Annotated in this window: 13 protein-coding genes and 1 pseudogene; 9 read left to right on the top strand and 5 right to left on the bottom strand. The window is 67.2% G+C overall.

Features of this window, described 5'->3' with window-relative positions:
• Nucleotides 1-27 precede the first annotated feature (27 nt).
• The 5 genes from dapF (at nt 28) to CBI38_RS17500 (ending at nt 5,272) form a co-directional block, all read left to right on the top strand.
• On the top strand, nt 28-897 hold the full coding sequence (dapF, locus tag CBI38_RS17520) for a diaminopimelate epimerase (RefSeq protein ID WP_109330741.1): 870 nt from the start codon (nt 28-30) through the stop codon (nt 895-897).
• A 58-nt stretch (nt 898-955) separates the two neighbouring features.
• A complete protein-coding gene (gene hflX / locus CBI38_RS17515; protein ID WP_109330739.1) occupies nt 956-2,410 on the top strand; it encodes a GTPase HflX in 1,455 nt (484 codons plus the stop codon).
• Entirely contained in the window at nt 2,403-3,518 is a 1,116-nt protein-coding gene (locus tag CBI38_RS17510) for a hypothetical protein (protein WP_109330737.1), read from the top strand. The genes hflX and CBI38_RS17510 overlap by 8 nt, the downstream gene beginning before the upstream one ends.
• Before the next feature lie 138 nt (nt 3,519-3,656).
• A complete protein-coding gene (locus tag CBI38_RS17505; protein WP_109330735.1) occupies nt 3,657-4,001 on the top strand; it encodes a YciI family protein in 345 nt (114 codons plus the stop codon).
• Nucleotides 3,998-5,272: an RNA polymerase sigma factor gene (locus tag CBI38_RS17500; protein ID WP_418328344.1), complete on the top strand. Its 1,275-nt coding sequence runs from the start codon at nt 3,998-4,000 to the stop codon at nt 5,270-5,272. The genes CBI38_RS17505 and CBI38_RS17500 overlap by 4 nt, the downstream gene beginning before the upstream one ends.
• A gap of 81 nt (nt 5,273-5,353) precedes the next feature.
• Here CBI38_RS17500 and CBI38_RS17495 read toward each other — a convergent pair whose 3' ends face one another.
• The 4 genes and pseudogenes from CBI38_RS17495 to CBI38_RS17480 form a co-directional block, all read right to left on the bottom strand.
• The gene (locus CBI38_RS17495; RefSeq protein ID WP_109330731.1) at nt 5,354-5,611 is read right to left on the bottom strand and encodes an HPr family phosphocarrier protein; all 258 of its coding nucleotides are present in this window, start codon (nt 5,609-5,611) and stop codon (nt 5,354-5,356) included.
• Between the two features lie 44 nt (nt 5,612-5,655).
• Nucleotides 5,656-7,740 (bottom strand): PTS fructose transporter subunit IIABC, encoded by a 2,085-nt coding sequence (locus CBI38_RS17490; protein ID WP_109330729.1) that lies wholly within the window; start codon nt 7,738-7,740, stop codon nt 5,656-5,658.
• A 15-nt stretch (nt 7,741-7,755) separates the two neighbouring features.
• Nucleotides 7,756-8,734, bottom strand: a pseudogene (pfkB, locus tag CBI38_RS17485) (1-phosphofructokinase).
• Nucleotides 8,731-9,498 carry a DeoR/GlpR family DNA-binding transcription regulator gene (locus tag CBI38_RS17480; RefSeq protein ID WP_109330727.1) on the bottom strand — a complete coding sequence of 256 codons (768 nt, stop codon included), beginning with the start codon at nt 9,496-9,498 and terminating at the stop codon, nt 8,731-8,733. The pseudogene pfkB and the gene CBI38_RS17480 overlap by 4 nt, the downstream one beginning before the upstream one ends.
• Before the next feature lie 207 nt (nt 9,499-9,705).
• Here CBI38_RS17480 and ptsP point away from each other — a divergent pair, with 207 nt between their 5' ends.
• The 3 genes from ptsP (at nt 9,706) to CBI38_RS17465 (ending at nt 14,024) form a co-directional block, all read left to right on the top strand.
• Complete coding sequence (ptsP, locus tag CBI38_RS17475; protein ID WP_109335163.1) at nt 9,706-11,373, top strand: phosphoenolpyruvate--protein phosphotransferase; 1,668 nt, start codon at nt 9,706-9,708, stop codon at nt 11,371-11,373.
• Between the two features lie 69 nt (nt 11,374-11,442).
• Nucleotides 11,443-12,771, top strand: coding sequence for a uracil-xanthine permease family protein (locus CBI38_RS17470; RefSeq protein WP_109330726.1), 1,329 nt, complete (start codon nt 11,443-11,445; stop codon nt 12,769-12,771).
• A gap of 110 nt (nt 12,772-12,881) precedes the next feature.
• Nucleotides 12,882-14,024 (top strand): acyl-CoA dehydrogenase family protein, encoded by a 1,143-nt coding sequence (locus CBI38_RS17465; RefSeq protein ID WP_109330724.1) that lies wholly within the window; start codon nt 12,882-12,884, stop codon nt 14,022-14,024.
• 78 nt (nt 14,025-14,102) lie between these two features.
• Here the strand turns inward: CBI38_RS17465 and lexA are convergent, their stop codons facing one another.
• Entirely contained in the window at nt 14,103-14,858 is a 756-nt protein-coding gene (gene lexA, locus CBI38_RS17460) for a transcriptional repressor LexA (RefSeq protein WP_109330722.1), read from the bottom strand.
• Between the two features lie 325 nt (nt 14,859-15,183).
• On the opposite strand from lexA, the gene CBI38_RS17455 reads away from it, so the two are divergent.
• On the top strand, nt 15,184-15,756 hold the full coding sequence (locus CBI38_RS17455) for a LysM peptidoglycan-binding domain-containing protein (RefSeq protein ID WP_109330720.1): 573 nt from the start codon (nt 15,184-15,186) through the stop codon (nt 15,754-15,756).
• Nucleotides 15,757-15,827: the final 71 nt, after the last annotated feature.

Below are 15,827 nucleotides of genomic sequence, written 5' to 3'. Positions count from 1 at the left end.
GCACCTCGGTTGGATAAGGTGGGACCCATGGACTTCAGCAAGGGGCACGGAACCGAGAACGACTTCGTCGTCCTTCCCGATCTCGACGTGCGCCTCGACCTGACGGTGCCGCGGGTGAAGGCACTGTGCGATCGCCGGCGCGGACTCGGCGCCGACGGCGTCCTGCGGGTCGCCAAGGCGGGCGCGCTCGCCGAGGCCGGTGTCCTCGCCGACCTGCCCGACGGAACGTCCGCCGACGACTGGTTCATGGACTACCGCAACGCGGACGGTTCTCTCGCCGAGATGTGTGGCAACGGCGTCCGGGTTTTCGCCCACTACCTTCTGTCCACCGGACTCGAGACACGCGACGAGTTCGTGGTCGGGAGTCGTGCCGGGGGTAAGCCTGTTGTCGTCCACTCGGCCGCGGGTCCGCTCGGTGAGGTGACCGTCGACATGGGAAAGGTTCGCGACCTCGGATCGAGCGCTGCCACCCTCGACGGCAAAGTGTTCAACGGAATCGGCATCGACGTCGGAAATCCGCATCTGGCGTGCGTCGACCCCCACCTCACCGCCGCATCACTCTCCGCGCTCGACCTGACCGCCGCGCCCGGCTTCGACCCCGGCTTCTTCCCGCACGGCGTCAACGTCGAGATCCTCACCCGCATCGATTCCGGTGCAGTCGACATGCGGGTCCACGAGCGCGGGGTCGGGGAAACACGCTCTTGCGGGACCGGAACGGTCGCAGCGGCAACAGCTGCTCTGCGTCACGAGGGCGCCGACTCGGGGGAGGTCATCGTCCGCATTCCCGGTGGTCAGGTCATTGTTTCGCTGTCCGACGGCCGGGCGACCCTGCGCGGGCCGTCCGTCCTGGTGGCGTCGGGCACTGTCGACGATTCGTGGTGGAACGCGCTCACCTGATCGCCCTGCGCGAAATGGACGTGCGCACCCTCGACATTCCGTGGGATCATGAGGGTGTATGACGAAATCACATCGCACAGAAGAATCGCCGATCTCGGACTCCGGTGAGTTCGCCCACGACGATGGGCGGCCCTCGGTCGGCGAGATGCAACTCGAGGATCGCAGCGCGCTGCGCCGAGTTGCCGGCCTGTCCACCGAACTCACCGACGTCACCGAGGTCGAGTACCGACAACTCCGACTCGAACGCGTGGTCCTGGTCGGTGTCTGGACTCAGGGCACCGCAGCGCAGGCCGAGTCGAGCATGGCCGAACTGGCCGCTCTCGCGGAGACCGCGGGATCCGAGGTCCTCGAAGGCCTCGTGCAGCGGCGGGACAAGCCTGATGCCGCCACCTACATCGGCTCGGGTAAAGCGCAGGAGCTGCGCGAGGTCGTCTTGTCCACCGGGGCGGACACCGTCATCTGCGACGGTGAGCTCACTCCTGCGCAGCTCACCGCACTGGAGAAGGTCGTCAAGGTCAAGGTCATCGACAGGACGGCCCTGATCCTCGACATCTTCGCCCAGCACGCCACGTCCCGAGAGGGCAAGGCCCAGGTGGCGCTGGCCCAGATGGAATACATGTTGCCGCGACTGCGCGGCTGGGGTGAGTCCATGTCCCGGCAGGCCGGTGGTCGCGCCGGCAGCAACGGTGGTGTGGGTCTGCGCGGACCGGGTGAGACCAAGATCGAGACCGACCGGCGTCGCATCCGTGAGCGGATGGCGAAGCTGCGGCGCGAGATCAAGGGTATGAAGGCCGCCCGCGACACCAAGCGCACCCGGCGCCTGCGCAGTGAGGTGCCGTCGATCGCCATCGTCGGTTACACCAACGCCGGAAAGTCGAGTTTGCTCAACGCGCTCACCGGCTCCGGGGTGCTCGTGCAGAACGCCCTGTTCGCCACCCTCGACCCGACCACCCGTCGGGCTGCGCTCGACGACGGCCGCGAGTACATCCTCACCGACACCGTCGGTTTCGTGCGGCACCTGCCCACACAGTTGATCGAGGCCTTCCGGTCCACACTCGAGGAGGTGACGGATGCGGATCTTCTGCTGCACGTGGTGGACGGGTCCGACCCGTTGCCGCTCGATCAGATCCGCGCAGTCCATGCCGTGATCACCGAGGTGATCCGGGAGAACGACGCGCCGGCGCCGCCCGAACTCATCGTGGTGAACAAGATCGACGCAGCCGATCCGGTCACGTTGACCCAGCTGCGCGGACTGTTACCCGGTTCGGCGTTCGTCTCCGCCCGCACGGGTGAGGGAATCGCCGAACTGCGGACACAGCTCGACGAGGTGCTGCTCAGACCCGAGATCGAGGTCAATGTGCGTCTCCCGTATTCGCGGGGCGATCTCATGGCCCGGATCCACTCCGACGGACAGATCCTCGAATCCTCGCACGAGGAGGACGGCACGTTGATCCACGCGCGTGTGCCGCAGGCCTTGGCGTCGGCGCTGCTCCAGTACGCCGGCAGTGCCTGAACGCTCCCGGTGGTTCACTGCGGGAGCGGTCGCAGTCGTGGCCGTCTGTGCACCCCTGGTGGCTACCGGGTCGGGTTCCGCGCAGCCGATCCTGGGTGATCAGATCACCGTGGAAGCGTCCGACTTCGAACCGTTCTGCACCCCGCACACAGTCGATCCGGGGTCGATCCCCGACGAAGCGTCGCTCGACGAGTTGTCCGGACTGGTGTCGGTGGGGGGCCGGTCCTACGCGGTCGGTGACAGCGGCTCCGATCATGCTGTCGCGGACCTGGACGACTCCTGCGGCGTCACCGGCTGGCTGTCGGTGCCCGTCGATCCCTACGACGTCGAGGATCTGGCAACCGGCCCGGACGGGCGTCTGTGGCTGGCCGACATCGGCGACAACGGTCGCAAGCGGGAGACGGTCGCGCTGATCGGAATGGACCGCGCGACCGGGGCGGGGCAATTGCACCGGCTCACGTATCCGGATGGCGCCCACGACGCCGAGACGGTGCTGGTCCAGCGTGACGGCACACCGCTGATCGTGACTAAGGAGGTCTTCGGGCCCGGCATCGTGTACCGGCCTGCGGGAGGACTCTCTGTCGACGCCTTGGCCAGTCCCGGGCCGACCCCGCTCGAGAGGGTGGGGTCACTCGACGTCGCGGAACCGAACGGCGCCGGCAATGCGACCACGGGCGCAGGCACCACGGCCCCGGCGGTGTATTCCACCATGTTCACCGGAGGTGCGGTATCCGCGGACGGAACCGTTGCGGCGGTGCGCAGTTACTCCGACGTGTTCCTGTTCGCCGCCCCGGATGGTGATGTCGCGGCGGCTTTGGCCGCGGGTCCCACCGTCCGGGTACACCTGCCTGCGCAGCCGCAAGGTGAAGCGGTGGCGTTCACCGAGGACGGGGATCTTCTCGTTGCCTCCGAGGCGCGGGACGGTCCCATACCCCCGGTTCAGGTACTCCGCGGGGCGGTGGCGATGGCGCAGGATCACGCCTCTTCCGAAGCGGTGTCCGATGAGGAGAAGAGTTCCTCCGCCGGGCTGTCGATCGGAGTGGGGGCAGTCGCGTTGTGCGGGCTCATCGCGGTCGCGGCCTACGCGTGTCTTCGTCGCACCCGCTGAATAGGTGCGGCGTGAGGGCCGGTCGCCCAGAAATAGCCTCGATCGCAACAATGTTCTGAAGGGCGTGTCGATTCTGCTGCGTCCCGTTCGTCGTCATGGTGTACGGCAACCGTGCCGGAACGACAAGAGGAGTCGAACATGAAGTACATGATGCTGATCAACGCCGCTTCGGCGGATGCGGCCTCCCAGTGCACCGTCGAGGACTGGATGGTCTACGACAAGCAGATCACCGAGGCAGGCATCGTGGTCGCGAGCGAGTCGCTGGCCGATCTGACCACCGCTACGACGGTGCGCGTCGGGCCCGCCGGCGACCGGTCGATCACCACGGACGGACCCTTCGCCGAGACCCGCGAGGTTCTGGGCGGCTTCTATGTCATCGACGTGCCGGACCTCGACGTCGCGCTCGATTGGGCGGCCCGCTGTCCCGGCGCACGCGGGGGCGGTTCCGTTGTGGTGCGGCCGATCGCGGACTTCGGGGTCTGACCGTGGGGGACGAGGGGACGCCTGGGATCGAACGGACAGTCGAGTCTGTGTTCCGCGAGGAACGCGGTCGGTTGCTGGCGTCCCTCGTCCGTCGCTTCGGCGATCTCGACCTGGCCGAAGAGGTCTCTTCCGAAGCGATCGAGGCCGCGCTCGTTCATTGGCCGGTGCAGGGTGTGCCTGCCAAGCCGGGGGCGTGGCTTCTGACCACGGCGCGGCGACGGGCGGTCGACCGGTTGCGGCGGGACAAGTCCTATGCCGCCCGACTCGCCGTCCTCCAGGTCGAGGCGGATCGGGCCGATCCCGTCGCACCCGCGGATGTCGGAGGCGACCTGCCGGACGAGCGGCTGCAGCTCTTTTTCACCTGCGCTCATCCGGCTCTTCCGGCGGAGGATCGGGGTGCCCTGACGCTGCGTTGCCTCGCCGGCCTGACGACGCCGGAGGTCGCGCGGGCATATCTCATTCCGACCGCGACGATGGCCCAGCGGATCGTGCGGGCGAAGAAGAAGATTCGTGTCGCTCGGATTCCGTTCCGTGTTCCCGGCGCCGACGAGCTCCCGGAACGCCTACCGGGAGTGCTTCAGGTCATCTATTCCATCTTCACCGAGGGTTACGCTGCGAGTTCGGGCCCCGACCTGCAACGGCTCGATCTTGCCGAGGAAGCGATCCGGCTGGGGCGGATCCTTCGTAGGCTATTGCCCGCCGAACGAGAGGTCGCCGGGCTCCTCGGACTGATGCTGTTGATTCATGCTCGGCGCGCGGCCCGAACCGGCTCGGATGGAGAAATCGTGCTGCTCGAGGACCAGGACCGCGGATGCTGGGATCGCGCGTCGATCGAGGAGGGCAGCGCGCTGGTGCTGACCGCGCTGACCGGTGGCCCGCCCGGGCCTTACGGAGTGCAGGCGGCGATCGCTGCACTCCACGACGAGGCGGCGGATGTGGCGACCACCGATTGGCCGCAGGTAGTGGCCCTGTACGACGTCCTGTTCGCGATCACACCGTCGCCGGTGGTGGCCCTCAACCGGGCGGCCGCGGTGGCGATGCGCGACGGAGCCGAAGCAGGATTGGCGTTGGTGGAGGAGCTGGACGACGAGCCTCGGCTGCGCGGCTACTACCCCTACCCGGCCACCCGGGGTGAGCTGCTGCGCCGCCTCGGCAAGTTTTCCGAGGCCGCGGCGGCGTACCGGGAGGCGCTCGTCCTCGTCGGTACCGAACCCGAACGCCTGCATCTGCAGCGGAGATTGACCGCTGTCGAAGCCGGCGGCGCGGGGTAGCGACGCGAACGGTGCCCTGCCCGGCCGGGTGTGGCGGCGCGCGCAGGGCTCCGGAGGCGGAACGAGGCGGCTTCGCGTGTCCTATGCGTCGAGGTCTGCCGCCACCAGCTGAGCCACTTTCTCGACGGCATCCGCGTCGTCGCTGGTCACCGTCACATCGGTGCCCTTGGTGGCGCCGAGCGTCATGATGAGGAGTGCGGAGCCCGCATCGACCGGTTCGCCGTCGGCGACCGAGAGGGTTACGGGGACTCCGGCAGCGGCCACCGCTTCGGCGATGACGGCGGCGGGGCGGGCGTGCAGTCCGATGGACGAACCGACGGCGACTGTGGTGCTGGGCATGGATCTCTCCTTGGTCTGTTGGGGTTGTCTCGCGGTGGTGTTTCCTATGCTGCGACTGTTGCAACGTCGGGGTCGAGTTCGGCGTCGGACGCGCCGGGTTTGATGAATTCTTTGGCTCCGACGACACAGAGAGCGGCGACGACCACGCCGGCGGCCAGGGAGACCAGGAACCACAGCAGGTTGCCGATGGCGAAGAACACGAAGATGCCACCGTGGGGTGCGCTCAGGCTCACATCGAACGCCATGATCAGGCCACCCGTGACAGCGCCCCCGGCCATCATCGACGGGATCACGCGCAGGGGATCGGCGGCGGCGAACGGGATAGCGCCCTCGGAGATGAACGCCGAACCCAGGAGCCAGGCGGCCTTACCGTTCTCCCGTTCCGCCTCACTGAACAAGCTCGGTCGCAGAACGGTGGAGGCGAGGGCCATGGCCAGCGGCGGAACCATTCCGGCCGCCATGACGGCCGCCATGATGCGGAGCGAGGCGGGATCGTTGACGTTGAGTCCTGCCACCGCGAAGGCATAGGCGGCCTTGTTCACCGGACCACCGAGGTCGAAGCACATCATCAGCCCGAGGATGATGCCGAGGAAGATGACCGAACTACCGGACAGCCCGTTGAGCCAATTGGTCAGGCCGGACGTGATGGCGGCGAGGGGACGGCCGAGCACCAGGAACATCAGCGCACCCACGATGAGGGTCGCGAAGAGCGGAATGATGACCACCGGCATGAGGCCGCGCAACCACTGAGGAACGGCGATCCGGCTGATCCACAGGGCGACGACACCCGCGATGAGCCCACCGACCAGGCCGCCGATGAAGCCGGCTCCGACGAATACCGCTACCGCGCCGGCGGTGAAACCGGGAGCGATGCCGGGTCGGTCGGCTATCGCGAAGGCGATGTAACCGGCCAAGGCCGGAACGAGGAAGCTGAATGCCAGCGAACCGAGCTGGAAGAGCACTGCACCCAGATAGGTGGTGAGACCGCCCTCGGGCAGGCTGCCGAGGGAGTTGTTCAGGACGATGTCCTCGGCGGGTCCGGAGATTTCGTACCCGCCGAGCAGGAAACCGAGGGCGATCAGCAGGCCGCCCGCGGCGACGAAGGGGATCATGTAGCTGACACCGGTCAGCAGGACCTGACGTAGATGGGTGCCCCAGCCGATCGAGCCGGCGGGTTCCGCGGGCTCGGCGGATGCGCTGCCCCCCACCGTCGCGGCCGACGGGTTCATTCCTGCGCGCAGAGCCTCGGTGATCATGACATCGGGCTCGTTGATTGCGCGCTTGACGCCGGAGGCGACCACGGGCTTGCCCGCGAACCGCTCCTTGCCTTTCACGCCGACATCCGTGGCGAAAATGACAGCGGAGGCGCCGGCGATCAGTCCGGGGGCCAGTGGAGTGCTGCCACTCGAACCCTGGGTTTCCACGTGCACCTTCACCCCCGCACGCTCACCGGCGGCGACGAGGGAGTCGGCGGCCATGTAGGTATGCGCGATTCCGGTGGGGCACGCCGTGACCGCGACGATGTGGCGGGACGCCTCCTCGGCGGCCGGTTCGGGTGCGGCGGCGGCCCGTTCGGGTGTGGCGGCAGCTGGAGTCGACGCCGCGGTCGGTGTCGGCGCGGGTGTCGAGGCCGCGGCAGTGGCCGGTGCCGGAGACAGCACGTCCTGGACGAGGGTGACCACGTCGGCCGGGGTGGACGCCGCCCGCAGTGCACCGACGAAGTCGGGACGCACCAGCGCCCGGGCGAGTGAGGACAGCAACTTCATGTGCTCGGCGCCGGCGCCCTCCGGGGCGGCGATGAGGAACACCAGGTCGGCGGGGCCGTCGGGGGCGCCGAAATCGACCTTGGGTGCGAGCCGGGCGAAGCCGAGGGAGGCAGCCGACACGGCCTCCGCGCGGCAGTGGGGAATGGCGATTCCACCGGGAAGGCCTGTCGCTGATTGCGATTCGCGCGCCAGCGCGGCGTCGCGAAGAGCGTCCGCATCGGTGGCTCGGCCGGCGTCGGCCAACCGGGTGGAGAGCGCGGATATCACGTCCTCCTTGGATGCTCCGAGGTCGGAATCCAGGGAGATCAGATCTTCGCTGATGATCTGCGGCCCCGAATCGCGGTCGGGGGTGGAGTGAGACATGGGGTGTCCTTCGGGTCAGGCCGGATCGGGGGGGGGAGGTGAGGGCGGTCACAGTGACGGCGTCCCTGTGCACGTGTTCGGGACTCGGCAGGGTGGTACCGGGGAGGGCCGCCGCCGCGCTGCCGTAGGCGACGGCGGATCGTAGGCACTCCGGAGGGGCTGCACCGGCGACGTGCGCCGCCAGGTAGCCGGCCAGCGAGGAATCGCCGGCCCCGACGGTGCTTCGCGCGACGATGGGTGGCGGCGTCGCCCACCAGGATCCGTCGTTCGTCACGAGAACGGCACCGGCCGCTCCCAGGGTGACGAGTACCGTCTCGACGCCACGATCGAGGAGCAGCCTTCCTGCGTGGGCGGCCGCAGTCGGATCGCCCTGCAGCGCGGCCTCTTCGAGTAGACGACCGTCGTAGCCGGTGAGCTGGGCGAGTTCCTCGCTGTTCGGTTTGACGAGGTCCGGTGCGGCGGAGGGAAAGCGTTCCGCCAAGGCCAGTAAGGGCGCGTCGGAGGTGTCGACCGCCACTTTGCAGGACGCCGAGCGCAGCGACTCGACAAGCGTGCCGTACCAGTCGGTCGGAACACCGGGCGGCAGGGAACCAGCCAGCACGACCCAGTCGGCACGCGCACCGAACTCGGAAAGCGCGGTGTGCAGATCGGCGAGGGACTGAGCCGTCATCGGGACACCGGGTTCGTTGATCTTCGTCGTCGTGCCGTCGGGTTCGGTGATCGTGATGTTGGTGCGGGCCGAGCCGGACATGGCCACGGTGACGTGCTCGATTTTGTTGTCCCTGAGGGTGGACGGCAACGGATCGCCGGCGTTGGCGGGGAGGATCGCCACAGTGGCGACGCCGGCGGAGGTCAGGGCGCGCGCCACGTTGACACCCTTGCCACCCGGATCGTTATGGGTGGCGACAGCGCGAAGGACGGAGCCGCGTTCGAGCCGTCCCCCGAGGGTCACGGTGCGGTCGATACTCGGATTTGCGGTCAGCGTGACGATCATGCGATCACCACCTCGATTCCCTGGTCGTGGAAATGGGCTCGGTCTGCGGGGCTGATGTCGGCATCGGTGACGAGAATGTCGACGCTGTGGATGGGTGCGAAACTCACCAGGTGCTCGCGCCCCACCTTGGACGAGTCGGCCACCACCACGACGTGGTTGGCGCATCGGACCATGGCCCGCTTCACCGCCGCCTCGTCGGTGTCCGGTGTGGATAGACCGTGGCCGACGCTCAGGGCGTTGGTGCCGATGAATGCGACGTCCACCCGAAGAACGTCGAGAATGCGTAATGCCTCTTCGCCGACTGCAGCCTGGGTGATACCCCGCACCCGGCCGCCGAGCAGATGAAGGGTGACCGAGTTCAGTCCGGCAAGCCGGGCGGCAATGGGCACGGAGTTCGTGATCACTGTGAGGTCGGCGTCGGACGGCAGTTCCGGGATGATCCGGCCGGTGGTCGTTCCCGCATCGAACAGCACACTTCCCCCGGGGGGAGGCAGGAACGAGGCCGCGCGCTTGGCGATCCGGTCCTTCTGCTCGGCGCGGGTGTGATCCCGCTCCGTCATGCCGGGTTCGGTGACCGTGAGAGATCCTGCGGGCACCGCGCCACCATGCACGCGTCGGACGTGTCCCAGCCGCTCGAGCAGGGCGAGATCCCGCCGGACCGTCTCGGTGGTGACGCCGAAGGTGTCGGAGAGATCCGCGACCGACATGCGGCCGCGTTGCGAGATCAGTGTGGTGACTGCCTGCTGACGTTCTTCCGGGTACACCGTCTCCCCGTTCTTTGTCTCGAAGAAGTTCGGTGAGGAAGTCCGATCGGGACAAAGTCCGATATGGTCCGCATCACACGAAATGTTGTGTCATGTTGTTTTACGCCCGACTGTGTTGACATGTCAAGAGTTGAGAGTAATCTCCGTCACAGAGTTGATGCGTGTGCGAACCACGCGATGACTGAACCGACCGGCCAGGAGGACCCGATGACCGAGAACCGTGAAATCGTGCGAGGTACCCCGGTGGTGCCGGGCATCGCCTATGCGCCGGTCATCTGGCCCGCCGCTCGACCGGAGGTCACCAGCGGACTGCCGAGGGTCGACGAATCCGGGCGCGACGAGGAGAAGATTCGCTTCGAGGAAGCTGCAGCGGTGGTCGCGCAGCGCCTGCGCGATCGGGCAGCCACCGTGTCGGGAGCCGCTGCGGAAGTCCTTCAGGCCAACGCGGCCATGGCGGCAGACAGGGGGTGGCTGGGCGCAGCTCAGAAGCTGATCGCCGGCGGGGCGCCCGCCGAAGAAGCAGCCTCCGAAGCAACCGAGCAGTTTGCGGCGCTGTTCACCAAGATGGGTGGGCTGATGGCCGAACGCGTGACCGATCTGCGCGACATCCGCGATCGGGTCGTGTCGGAACTCCGGGGTCTACCAGAACCCGGCATTCCCGTTCCCGACGCGCCGTCGATCCTGTGCGCCCGGGATCTGGCTCCAGCGGACACCGCAGGTCTCGACCCCGCGTCGATCGTCGGACTCGTCACCCTGCTCGGGGGGCCGACCAGCCACACCGCGATCATCGCGCGGCAGCTCGGCATTCCGTGCGTGGTGGCAGTACACGATCTCGAGTCGGTTCCGGCCGGCACTCCCGTGCTGCTCGACGGTGCGGTAGGCGAAGTGGTGGTGGAGCCGGATCCGGCCGAAGCGCGGGCCGCGGTCGAGCACGGCCGAGCGGAGCGGGCGAGGATTTCGACGTGGTCGGGTCCGGGGCAGACCAGCGACGGCCGACCCGTATCGATCCTCGCCAACGTGCAGGATGGCGCGGGCGCCAGATCCGCACGGGAGACCGCCGCCGAAGGCGTCGGCCTCTTCCGCACCGAACTGTGCTTCCTCGACCGTGATTCAGAACCCGGTGTCGACGAGCAGGCGGACATCTACGCGGAGGTGCTCGAGGCGTTTTCCGGTCGGAAGGTAGTGATCCGCACCTTGGATGCCGGTTCGGACAAGCCGCTGCGCTTCGCCACTACGGCAGACGAGGCCAACCCGGCGCTCGGCGTCCGGGGAATCCGCATCGCAGTTCAGAACCCGGGCATTCTCGGTAGGCAACTCGACGCCATCGCGGCTGCGGCGAAACAGACTCAGTCACAGCCGTGGGTGATGGCGCCGATGATCGCCACCACCGCGGAGGCCGAGAACTTCGCTGCCGAGGTCCGGGCGCGGGGTCTGACCCCCGGCGTGATGATCGAGGTACCAGCCGCTGCGCTGCTCGCGGACCGCCTGCTCCGGCACGTCGACTTCCTGTCCATCGGTACGAATGACCTTGCGCAGTACACGATGGCTGCCGACCGCATGTCCTCCGAACTCGCGGCGCTCACCGATCCGTGGCAGCCTGCGGTCCTCGACCTCGTCGCGCGCACCGCTGCGGCGGGACTCGCGGCCGGGAAGCCCGTGGGAGTCTGCGGCGAGGCAGCAGCCGATCCTCTTCTCGCATGCGTGCTGGTGGGGCTCGGGGTGACGTCGCTGTCCTGCGCAGGTGCTGCGGTGTCCGGCGTTGGCGCCAAGATCGGCACGGTGTCCCAGGAACAGTGCCGTCGCGCCGCCGAGGAGGTCCTGGCCACCAGCGATCCCATGGAGGCGCGGAACGTCGCGGCCCGGGTCTTGGGCTGACGACGCTTGCCGTGTCGTTTCGGTCCCCGCGGCGCGAAATTCGCAGATCATCCCTACTATTGGCCAACTGTGACGAGAAGAGAAACCGACGCCTCCGACGGCCCTGTCGGAGGGGGTTCCGACCAGGCCGCCCCCGCGAAGGCCTTCGGGTGGACCCTGCACGGTGACGGTAGGCGGGTTGCCGACGGTGAGGTCGTTGCACCTGCCGAGCGTCTGACCTGGCCCCGAACAGTCGGGATCGGGATGCAACACGTCATCGCGATGTTCGGTGCCACCCTCTTGGTGCCGACGATTACCGGCTTCCCGGTCACCACCACGCTGCTGTTCTCCGGGATCGGAACGGCGCTCTTCCTGCTCCTGACCCGCGGCCGCATTCCCAGCTACCTCGGTTCCTCCTTCGCGTTCATCGCCCCGTTGACGGCATCCCAGGGATCCGGTCCCGCCGCCCAGCTCGGCGGGGTGGCGGCGGCGGGTGCGCTTCTCCTGCTGGTCGGCGTGGCCGTGAAACTGGCGGGCTCCCGGGTGATCGACGCGGTCATGCCGCCCGTCGTCACGGGCGCTGTCGTGGCGCTGATCGGGCTCAATCTTGCTCCCACAGCGGTCGATTCGTTCGAGTCGCAACCCCTCATAGCGGGCGTGACCCTGCTCGCCATCCTTGTCGTCACCGTTCTCGGACCCGGATTGCTCGGCCGCCTCGGGATCCTGGTCGGCGTTGTCCTCGGCTGGATCTTCGCGGCGATCACCGGGGGCCTCGCCGACGAACGCGTGACCACTCTGCGCGACGCCGCCTGGTTCGGAATGCCCGAGTTACGGGGGCCCACGTTCGAATGGTCGGTGATCGCGCTGACACTGCCTGTCGTCATCGTCCTCGTCGCCGAGAACGTCGGCCACGTGAAAGCGGTGTCTGCGATGACCGGCCGATCGCTCGACGACGTTGCCGGCGATGCACTCGTCGCGGACGGACTCGCCACCACCCTGGCGGGATTCGGCGGTGGCTCCGGCACCACCACCTACGCCGAGAACATCGGGGTCATGGCCGCGACACGGGTCTATTCGACCGCGGCGTACTGGGTTGCTGCCGCCACGGCCGTGGTCCTGGCATTTTCCCCCAAGTTCGGTGCCCTGGTCTTCACCGTCCCGAGCGGTGTCATCGGCGGCGCGACTCTGGTGCTGTACGGGCTCATCGGCGTCCTCGGTGTCCGCATCTGGATGGAGGCGAAGGTCGATTTCACCGACCCGGTGAACTTGACCGTCGTTGCGGCGACGCTTGTTGCCGGCATCGGGGACCTCACGCTGACGATGGGCTCTGTGGAGCTCGGCGGAATCGCCTGGGGTTCGATCGGCATCCTCGTCGCCTATCCCGTCATGCGGTCGCTCGCGAGGTTCCGCAGGTCCTGACCGAACCGGATGGGTCACGAATCGCGATCACCTGGGTCATTCTCCGCTGCGTCCGCCACCTCTACCGTCGAACGAGACGTACCCGGACAAGTTTGATATGAGGAGTCGGCGTGGAGCGCACCCTGTTCGAACCGGAGCACGAACTGTTCCGGGAGTCGTACCGAAAGTTTCTCGCCCAGCACGCCGAACCCAACCACGCCAAGTGGGAAGAACAGAACATTGTCGACCGCAGCGTGTGGGTCGAGGCCGGTAAGCAGGGCTTCCTCGGTATGGCGGTGCCGGAGGAGTTCGGCGGCGGCGGTGTCCGCGACTTCAGGTACAACGCGATCATCACCGAAGAGACCACGCGCGGGGGATACAGCGGCATCGGCTTCACACTGCACAACGACGTGGTGGCCCCCTACCTGCTCGAGCTCACCAACGAGGAGCAGAAGCAGCGCTGGTTGCCCGGGTTCGCCTCCGGTGAGCTGATCACGGCGATCGCCATGACCGAACCCGGTACCGGCAGTGATCTGCAGGGAATCAAGACCCGTGCGGTTCGTGACGGCGACGACTGGGTTCTCAACGGCTCCAAGACCTTCATCACCAACGGCATCAACGCAGATCTCGTGATCGTCGTCGCGTGTACCGATCCCGACAAGGGCGCGCAGGGATTCAGCCTCCTCGTCGTCGAACGGGGCATGGAGGGTTTCGAACGCGGCCGCAACCTGGACAAAATCGGCATGAAGGCCCAGGACACCGCGGAATTGAGCTTCACCGACGTGCGTATTCCCGCGGCGAATCTGCTCGGTGAGGAGGGAATGGGCTTCCTCTACCTCATGAAGAATCTCCCGCAGGAGCGTCTGTCGATTGCCGTGGTGGCCGCGGCGGCCATGGAGTCGGCGCTGGAGATGACGATCCAGTACTGCCGCGACCGGAAGGCCTTCGGCAAGTCCATCGGCAGTTTCCAGAACACGCGCTTCGTACTCGCCGAGCTCGCTACGGAGACAACAGCTGTACGCGTCCTCGTCGACAAGTTCATCGAACTGCTCAACGACGAGAAGCTCTCCGTCCAGGAAGCCGCCATGGCCAAGTGGTGGACCACCGAAGCCCAGGTCCGGCTCATCGACCGGTGCCTGCAGCTGCACGGTGGGTACGGGTACATGAAGGAGTACCCGATTGCCAAGGCCTACATGGATTCCCGTGTGCAGACGATCTACGGCGGAACCACGGAGATCATGAAAGAGATCATCGGTCGGGGGCTCAACCTCTGACCCGGTCAGCGACATCTCGAGGACACGGAAGAGCCCGCGGCGTGTGTGCCGCGGGCTCTTCCGTGTGAGGATTGCTCGCTAGATCTTGCGCATCACGGTGACGACCTTGCCCAGGATCACGGCCTCGTTGCCGGGGATCGGCTCGAACAACGCGTTGTGGGGCATCAGCCACACCTCGTTTTTCGTGCGCTTGAAGGTTTTCACCGTGGCCTCGCCGTCGATCATCGCGGCGACGATGTCACCGTTCTCCGCCACGTTCTGCTGACGCACCACCACCCAGTCGCCGTCGCAGATCGCCGCCTCGATCATCGACTCACCGACCACCTTCAACAGGAACAACGACCCTTGGCCCACGAGCTCGCGGGGAAGCGGGAAGACGTCCTCGACAGCCTCCTCCGCGAGGATCGGGCCACCTGCGGCGATTCGACCGAGAACCGGCACGAAGGTCGGCTCCGGTAGCGGTGCGCCCTCGACGCCGGTAGGAACCGCGGCCAAGGGGGCGGTGGTGGCGCGGGCAGCATTGCCCGCATTGGCAGCGTTCGCGGCGGCGCCTGCGGCGACCTCGTCCACACCGCGCACGTCGACGGCGCGTGGACGATTGGGGTCGCGGCGGAGAAAGCCCTTGCGTTCGAGCGTTCGGAGCTGGTGGGCGACCGACGACGTCGAGGTGAGGCCCACCGCGTCGCCGATCTCCCGGATGCTCGGCGGGTAACCCCGTTCGTTCACGGACGTCCGAATCACCTCGAGGACGCGGCGCTGCCGATCGGTCAACCCGGCGGCGGTGCCGCCGCTCACCTGTGGAGCCGAACCGTCGGTCGAGCTGTCGTCCTTCATGGCGAGGGGCCTCCGTTTGTCGTGTCGATCTTCTGCCGTGCTGATGTGGATCGGGTGGTGTGGATCGGGTGGTGTGGATCGGGTGGATCCACTCGAAAATGGGTCGTATGTGACTGTTGTTTCGTTGCCTCGAATCTATCTCGGTTCCGCCGCAGTATCAAACACCTGTTCGACCGTGTCGTGCACGTGTTCGACCGCGAAGGGAAGACTTTGTCGGACCCGCGTGGTAGAAATCGAACATGTGTTCTTTCGAACGCGTGATCGAACACCCGGCAGACTCCCACGCCTGGCGGGACGGAATCGGATTCGAGCAGCGGAGGTCCCGATGAGCAACGCAGTTCTCCATCGGCAGTCAGTTCTCCATCGGCAATCAGTACTGAACGGCCGAAATGTGGATGACCAGGCCGTCCTGGTTCGGCAGGCACTCGGCCCGCGCGCGGTTCGGGCAGGCGCCGGGTCACGTGTCGTCCGCTCGCGTGGGGGGCGGTCGTACCGGACACGGCCTCGTCGGCGTTTCGTCGAGGGTGACCTTCGCCGTCCCGCGGCCGGAACGGTCGCCTACGGCACCCGGTCACGCATGTCTCGCGCCGAGCACGCGCATCAGGGAAGCGACGTGGGTTGGCGGATGGTCCTCGCAAGCATCGCGATCACGGCCGCAGTTCTGTTGGGGCTCGTGGGAGTGGCGCAGCTTGCCGCCGTCGACGACATGGGGTCGTCGGGCGCGACCGAGGTCGTTCACGTCCGGGAGGGCGACACTCTCGCTGCTGTGGCCGCGACTGTCTTACCGGACCGTCCTGTGGCGCGGGTCGTCGAACAGATCATGGAACTCAATGCCATGTCGGACTCCGTCGTGCATCCGGGGCAGACGTTGATCGTTCCTGCGTCCGGCACCCGGTGATCGGGATGGCTCTGCATGTCTCCGCCGATCGACAGACGAGTAGTCTCGAATGCTGTCAGTCCCACCACTTC

Source organism: Rhodococcus oxybenzonivorans, from assembly GCF_003130705.1.
Taxonomy (GTDB): Bacteria; Actinomycetota; Actinomycetes; order Mycobacteriales; family Mycobacteriaceae; genus Rhodococcus_F; species Rhodococcus_F oxybenzonivorans.
The sequence above is the reverse complement of the archived record's forward strand: the minus strand, read 5'-3'. Positions and strand labels throughout refer to the sequence as shown.

What these genes read in the sequence shown, in the direction of transcription:
- dapF (WP_109330741.1), top strand. Translation starts at nt 28, where the DNA reads ATGGACTTCAGCAAGGGGCACGGAACCGAGAACGACTTCGTCGTCCTT.
- hflX (WP_109330739.1), top strand. Translation starts at nt 956, where the DNA reads ATGACGAAATCACATCGCACAGAAGAATCGCCGATCTCGGACTCCGGT.
- CBI38_RS17505 (WP_109330735.1), top strand. Translation starts at nt 3,657, where the DNA reads ATGAAGTACATGATGCTGATCAACGCCGCTTCGGCGGATGCGGCCTCC.
- CBI38_RS17495 (WP_109330731.1), bottom strand. Translation starts at nt 5,611, where the DNA reads ATGCCCAGCACCACAGTCGCCGTCGGTTCGTCCATCGGACTGCACGCC.
- CBI38_RS17490 (WP_109330729.1), bottom strand. Translation starts at nt 7,740, where the DNA reads ATGTCTCACTCCACCCCCGACCGCGATTCGGGGCCGCAGATCATCAGC.
- ptsP (WP_109335163.1), top strand. Translation starts at nt 9,706, where the DNA reads ATGACCGAGAACCGTGAAATCGTGCGAGGTACCCCGGTGGTGCCGGGC.
- lexA (WP_109330722.1), bottom strand. Translation starts at nt 14,858, where the DNA reads ATGAAGGACGACAGCTCGACCGACGGTTCGGCTCCACAGGTGAGCGGC.
- CBI38_RS17455 (WP_109330720.1), top strand. Translation starts at nt 15,184, where the DNA reads ATGAGCAACGCAGTTCTCCATCGGCAGTCAGTTCTCCATCGGCAATCA.